The organism is uncultured Chitinophaga sp. (genome assembly GCF_937874145.1).
Classification (GTDB): Bacteria; Bacteroidota; Bacteroidia; order Chitinophagales; family Chitinophagaceae; genus Chitinophaga.
In genome coordinates this window covers 1-6,238 of record NZ_CALNBI010000316.1, presented here as the reverse complement: position 1 = coordinate 6,238, position 6,238 = coordinate 1, and the positions used below count along the sequence as shown (strand labels likewise).

General features: G+C 53.0%; 5 protein-coding genes and 1 pseudogene. All 6 read right to left on the bottom strand.

Translation table 11 applies throughout. The annotated features are described in order from the left end of the window. Window positions 1–42: 42 nt before the first annotated feature. Entirely contained in the window at window positions 43–1,104 is a 1,062-nt protein-coding gene (locus Q0510_RS15370) for a fatty acid desaturase (RefSeq protein WP_298713604.1), read from the bottom strand. A 98-nt stretch (window positions 1,105–1,202) separates the two neighbouring features. Then, window positions 1,203–1,628 (bottom strand): JAB domain-containing protein, encoded by a 426-nt coding sequence (locus Q0510_RS15365; protein ID WP_298713601.1) that lies wholly within the window; start codon window positions 1,626–1,628, stop codon window positions 1,203–1,205. Between the two features lie 124 nt (window positions 1,629–1,752). Next, entirely contained in the window at window positions 1,753–4,209 is a 2,457-nt protein-coding gene (locus Q0510_RS15360; protein ID WP_298713599.1) for a TonB-dependent receptor, read from the bottom strand. A 93-nt stretch (window positions 4,210–4,302) separates the two neighbouring features. Continuing rightward, the gene (locus tag Q0510_RS15355; RefSeq protein WP_298713596.1) at window positions 4,303–4,989 is read right to left on the bottom strand and encodes a DUF1349 domain-containing protein; all 687 of its coding nucleotides are present in this window, start codon (window positions 4,987–4,989) and stop codon (window positions 4,303–4,305) included. A gap of 48 nt (window positions 4,990–5,037) precedes the next feature. Continuing rightward, complete coding sequence (locus Q0510_RS15350; protein WP_298713593.1) at window positions 5,038–5,601, bottom strand: GNAT family N-acetyltransferase; 564 nt, start codon at window positions 5,599–5,601, stop codon at window positions 5,038–5,040. A gap of 83 nt (window positions 5,602–5,684) precedes the next feature. Next, window positions 5,685–6,238: pseudogene (locus tag Q0510_RS15345) on the bottom strand (AMP-binding protein); the annotation flags it as partial.

The following is a 6,238-nucleotide window of genomic DNA, read 5'->3' as shown; positions in this document are numbered from 1 at the left end:
ATTAAGCAGGTACGCCACTGCTTTGCGCCATGCTCCTTCCCCCTACGCCCGAAGCACGCCCAATTCCATTTCGCTCACGGCGATCTTTTTCGTCCGCTGTTTCAGGAACGCAATTACTTCGTCGTCGCTGGCAAACCGGTCGCCGATATTCACGAAATGACGGGCCAGCTTATCGTACCGTTTCGTCACGAGCCAGAGCCATACATGCAGGAAGTGAATCCCGTCGAATACGATGGCTTCGTTGTCAATGTACTCCTGCAGGGTTTTCCGGAAGAATACCGGGTGCTCGGTCCAGTGCATGCTCGGCTTTACGTGGTGGCTGATGTGGTAGCCGTCGTTCCAGCATTTGTGGTTATATTTCGTATTGATGCAGGTAATGGAATTTTTGTAATGATTGGAAGGGTCGCTGCCATCGATAAAGGCATGCTGCGCCCAGTTCCCCACCATCATGATGATACGGGAAATGACAAAGGGCAGGATGAACACCACCAAAGTAGCCGGCCAGTTCACGAACGAAAGCCCTACGCACATCGCTATGAACAGGAACTCCCCGCGCACCGAACGGTATAGCAGCCGCTTGCGGTTCTTCCGGTAAAAATAGGTGCAGAGATGATATACGCCTGCGAAAAAGAAAGATAACAGGTACATGCCGAATCCCCTAAACGAATCACGCTGGTACCGCATCGTGCTGCTCTCATCCTCCGGCATATTATTCTCCGCATGGTGCATCCCGATGTGATGGCTGTAGTACGTCTCCGGCGTCTGCCCGAACAACGGTCCCAGCACCCAGGGCAGATAATGGTTCATAAAACCGTACTCCTTCCTGAAAAACACCCGGTGCGAAGTGCAATGTAACATCAGCCCGAACGGCCCCTTGAAAATGAAGTTGTTAAATACCAGGTACACCGCCGCAACCACTCCCCATACCCAACCCGTCACAAACGGCAAATACAACAGTATCGCCGAAACACCCAGCACCAGCGTAATCTGGATCGTCAGGTGAACAAACGGCACATCTCTCGGGTCGCGGATAAAACGCTCGAAATAACTAGCTTTTTCCTGCTTCGTGTACACTGGATCTGTGATGTTCTGGAGCGTCAGCATAGTAATTTGATGGGTTTAGATTAAAAAGTTAATCCTTTTTCACGACTTCCCGTCATTATCAGCCCATTAAATCGAAAATTAGATGCCATCCATCTTGCTCAGGCTACCATAAACAACCGTTGCGCATTCATGCTGTACCACGAATCGCCTCCCACCATCAGGTAATCCAGCAACGGACACCCCTTCTTCACGCCCGCTGCCGACATTCTCTCCATAAACCGCACATCCCCTTCCTCCGGCCCCGGAATCCCCTTTATCCCGCTCTTCGCCAAAATCAACCCCGCACTCCGCTTCTGCACCGCCTGCCAAAACACAGGCGTCGCCGGAGGAAAGGGCCGCTCCCTGTCCGCCACATGTATCAATTCCGTAAACAACACCTCCTCATCCCGGCTCATCCCGATCACCCAGATCTTACGCTGGTCACACGCAAACTTGTTAGTAAAAAGCTGGAGCTGTAAAATCAACGCTCCCATCTGGCCCATCCCGGGCCGCTCAGCGCCTTGCGCTGCCGTAAATACTGGCATAACAAACAATTGACTGGTTTTTCAAACAATAGCAGTAAAACTACAGCAAAAAAAATCCCGGCCCTCGAAAAAAGGCCGGGAATATCTCAGTATAGGAAGAGAATATCTCGTAAAATCGGAGAAATTAGAAATCGCCGCCGCCCATATCGCCGCCGCCGCCTTCTTCACCGCGCTTCTTCTTGAAAATCTTCGCGTCCATCTTGCCGAAACGCCAGCTTACATTCACCCGCAACTCGCGCGAAACACGCTTCCGGTAACGCTCCGACTCGGAAAACGACGTCTTCGTCCAGCTCAGATCCCTGTCCGTATTGAATATATCATTCAACCCCACCATTACCGACAAATTCTTCTTCTTCAAAAAATCCTTCTTCAACCCCAGGTCGATTTGGTATTCCGGCGCTTCCTCGCCCTGCGGCAAAATCCGCTTCGACTCATACTCGCCCGTTACCTGCAACGTGAGGTTCCACGGCAATTTGGTATTGCTGTTCACCTTCCCGAACCAAATAAACCCGCTGTTGTCCAGATCCTGCGCGCTAACGCTCGTTTGCGCCATGTTCACGTTGGTCGTGATATCCCAGCCCTTCGTCACCTGCGTACGTACCGTCAGCTCGGCGCCATACGAATTCCGGCGGTCCGCATTGATCGGGTAGTTCAGCAGCACCTTGCGCTCCTGCCCGTCCAGCACCAGCATCGTATCTACATAAAAATTCGTGATCGCATTGTTCGTATTGCGGAAATACACCGATGCCAGCACATTCACTTTCCGGTCAAAATCCTTCAGGTACGACAACTCGAAAGAATTGGTAAACTCCGGCGTCAGCGTTGGATTCCCTCTCCGGGCAGAATTCGCGTTATATTCAATATTAGGCAGCAGGTCGCGGAACCAGGGACGCTGGATACGGCGGCTGTAGTTCAATTGCAATTCATGGTCGCCTTTCAGTTTCTGCGACAGGAAAATGCTGGGGAACAGGCTGATGGGATAGTCGATCTCATAAGAAGCGCCCTTGATATTCCGCATCTCACCGGTGTAGAACGACTGCTCCGCACGCAAACCCGTCTGGAACCCGAAGTTCCCGTATCCGCCCGTATAACTTACATATGCGGCATTGATTTGCTCGGTGTACCGGTAATGATTCGACAAACTGGAATCATACGCAAACTCCCCGGTCGAAAAATCCTTCCCGAAAGTATTGAGCACGTTGTTGAACTTGCGGTTATTACTCCGCAAACCCGCTTCCAGCTTCGATTTCTCAGTCAACGGCGTTACAAAGTCCACCTGCGCGGTGAGATAGGTCGTATTGCCGCTTCCCGTTCCATAACGAAGCTCGGAAGCACTCGTATTGCCCGGCTGACCGGCCATATCAAAATACTGAAGGCTGTAATCGTTATTGTTCCGGTTGTTGGCGCGGTTGTAGGTGACATCCGCCGTCAACTCCATACCCTCTCTCGCAAACGTCCGTTTGTACCCCATCTGCGTGGCATAGTTCCGGAAGTTATGTTTGCTGTCGTTCCGGCCTTCCCCGCGCTGGATGCGCTCCTGGTTGCCATTCAGGTCGAAGATCTCCTGCGTGTTCAGGTTATTGAAATCGCCGGCGGTAATGCCCTGCGACAACGTGATCGTATTGCGGTTGTCGATGAACCAGTCGAAACCCAGGCGCCCGTTCTGGAAGCGGCGGCCGAATTCGCCGTCCTGGTACTGATCCATATAAGAAACATTATTCCCGTCGATGTTCTTGCGGAACATATGCTGTTTCATGGGCGAGCGGCGGTCTCTCAGACTGTAGTTCAGGAATACGTTGATTTTCCCCTGCCGCGCATTCAGATCCACGCCGGCATTGGAGCTCCTCGTGCTGGTATAACCACCCTGGATCAGGCCGTTGATCCCCGCTTTGCGGTTTTTCTTCAATACGATATTCAAAATCCCGCTCATGCCTTCAGCATCGTACTTTGCAGAAGGGTTCGTCACCACTTCCACGCTCTGGATCGCATCCGCGGGGATCTGATCCAGCGTCAGCGTACTGGGGCGGCCGTCGATAAATACGGTAGGGCTCCCGTTGCGCACGCTCACATTCCCGTCGATGTCCACATTCACGGATGGCACCTGGCGCAATACATCGGTAGCCGTGCCGCCCACGCTGGCGAGGTTCTTATCCACGTTAAACACGCGCTTATCGATTTCCATCGTGAAAGCCGGCTTCTCGCCCACTACCTCCACGCCTTTCAGCGCCGTAGCCGTGGTTTTGAGCCGGATATTGCCGACGTCGCTGCTCTGGCGGACCGTTACGGGTTTGAAGAAAGTCTCGTATCCGATAAAGTAGATCTTCAGAATGTATTTTCCCGGTGCGATGTTGCGGAAATCGAAATCGCCGTTGCCTTTCGACAACATGCCCGTTACCACGGAAGAATCCGTGGATTTCAGGAGCGCCACCGATGCATATTCAACCGGTTTGCCTGTCTGGTCGTCGAGCAATTTTCCGAGAATCTCCGCCTGTTGTTGTTGACCGCCCGGTTGCTGCTGTGCCATGGCGACTGTTCCTGCGAGCATGATCATGCTCCATATCAAAAAGCCTAGTTTCCTCATCCCTGATTTTGTCTCTGATTTACAAAGTTATCGTGACAAAATAGGATAATTGTCATTCAGACATCGAATTAATGGATGAATGGCAAGGGGATGTTATTCCCCGGAATAGAAATCCTTGAAGGCCTCCGCCCTGAATTTCACGTCGGTTATGTGCAGGTCCATGCCTTCCCCTTTGGGCGACTGGGCGTAGAATCCTATCCTCAGTCCCAGTGGCCGGCGGTAACGGAAGGTGCGCAGGATTTGCCACTTTTTGTCGTCTTCGGAGAAGTAAAACCCGTAAATATTGCCGTTTCTGGCCACTTTTACATAGACTTCCGCGGCATTCACGGCCCGGTGGTAACTGTCGTCTGTCACGCGGTCGGTGATGAGGGAGGAACCGAGCATGATGCGCCCGTCGTCCATCCTTTCCACCAGTAATTTGGCCCAGTTGGAAGAATCGGTGTAGAGCAGCAGGGCGCCGCCGTCGAACAGAGCTTTGCAATCGGGGCGCAGGCGGGCGGAGAAAATGAACTGCTCTCCTGCCGGGAAGGTGGCCATGGGCACCTGGTGTACGTAGAAACTGCTGTCAACGAAGGAATAGAGGTCTGTATTTTTATTGGCATGAAGGATGAAACTATCGTCGCCCGTGGCTTTCAGGCTCCCTTTGGAGGCGTCGAAAGTGAGGGCGTGGGGCAATGCTTTCAGGCGGAGTGAATCGTCCGATGCAAACGTTTCCGGATGAGCGGCAAACGCCGGCAGCGCGATGGCTGCGAAAAGGATGGAAATAATGGGTTTCAGCATGATAAATAGTCAAGTGAGCAGGGAAGACGCGATTGTACCGGAAAGGTACTATGCCGATTGTAATTTTTTCACGAGGTGATGATAGCGCCCGCCGGCAAAGGGGATTGTGTACTCGACCTGGAAGCCCATCCGCTCATACAGCCGTTGTGCAGCGGGATTATCGGTGCTCACGAGGAGTCCCGCTTTGGGAATCCCCTCGCCTGCCGCCCGTTCTACGGCTGCATTGATCAGTTGCCCGCCGATCCCTTTGCCCTGGTTCCCCGGGGCCACGGCGATGCTGTCGAGATAGAATTCACCCGGCTGCGTTTCGTCTTCCGGGCAAACGCCCGCGCCGGTCTGCCAGCGGATGTAATCCAGCACGGGTTTGCGCAGTTCGTGGAGCCTGCCGCCGTCGTACCCGATGATCATACCGGACACACCTTTGTCGCTTTCGTAAATCAGGGTGTTTTCGAAACTGTACTGGTTGGCGGGCTCGCGGAAAAGATGCTCGAAAATATGGGTCACCACCTGCATGTCGTTGGTGCCCGAAATCTTGCGGGCGATTTCCTCCATGGCGAGGAACAGCAGCGGCACCGCTGCGGGTGCGTCGTTGGGGGTAGCCGGGCGTATCATGTCACAAAGTTAACGGGTTTAGCGGTAGGGGGACAACAGGAGAAAAGGGCCGGCGGAGTTCCGCCGGCCCCGACATATGCTTGTCAGACGTTGTAAATGTTTTCGATGATGTCTTTATACTTGTCGAGGATGATTTTGCGGCGAAGACTGAGCTTCGGCGTCATTTCTCCCGTATCAACTCCCCATTCGGCGGGCATCAGGGCAAATTTCTTCACCTGCTCCACATGGTTGAAATTGGCGTTGTAGCGGTCGATCACTTTCTGGTACATCTCCAGCACCTGTGGATTTTTCACGGCTTCCTCATTGGAAGTGAAAGGCACGTTATTCTGTCCCATCCATTGTTTGAGCAGCGAGAAGGAAGGTACGATGAGGGCGCAGACGAACTTGCGCTCGTTGCCCACCACCATGATCTGTTCGATGAACGGGCTTTCCTTCATCTTGTTTTCGATGGGTTGCGGCGCCACGTATTTGCCGCCGCTGGTTTTGAACAGTTCTTTTTTGCGGTCGGTGATTTTGAGGAATTTTCCGTCGACCAGCGTGCCGATATCACCTGTATGGAGCCATCCGTCTATCACTGTTTCGGCGGTGAGGTCGGGGCGCTGCCATTTAGTTCTCGTAACTGAAGATATCCGATTTT

Coding starts and splice junctions, on each gene's coding strand:
- Q0510_RS15370 (WP_298713604.1), bottom strand. CDS start 1,104: ATGCTGACGCTCCAGAACATCACAGATCCAGTGTACACGAAGCAGGAA.
- Q0510_RS15365 (WP_298713601.1), bottom strand. CDS start 1,628: ATGCCAGTATTTACGGCAGCGCAAGGCGCTGAGCGGCCCGGGATGGGC.
- Q0510_RS15360 (WP_298713599.1), bottom strand. CDS start 4,209: ATGAGGAAACTAGGCTTTTTGATATGGAGCATGATCATGCTCGCAGGA.
- Q0510_RS15355 (WP_298713596.1), bottom strand. CDS start 4,989: ATGCTGAAACCCATTATTTCCATCCTTTTCGCAGCCATCGCGCTGCCG.
- Q0510_RS15350 (WP_298713593.1), bottom strand. CDS start 5,601: ATGATACGCCCGGCTACCCCCAACGACGCACCCGCAGCGGTGCCGCTG.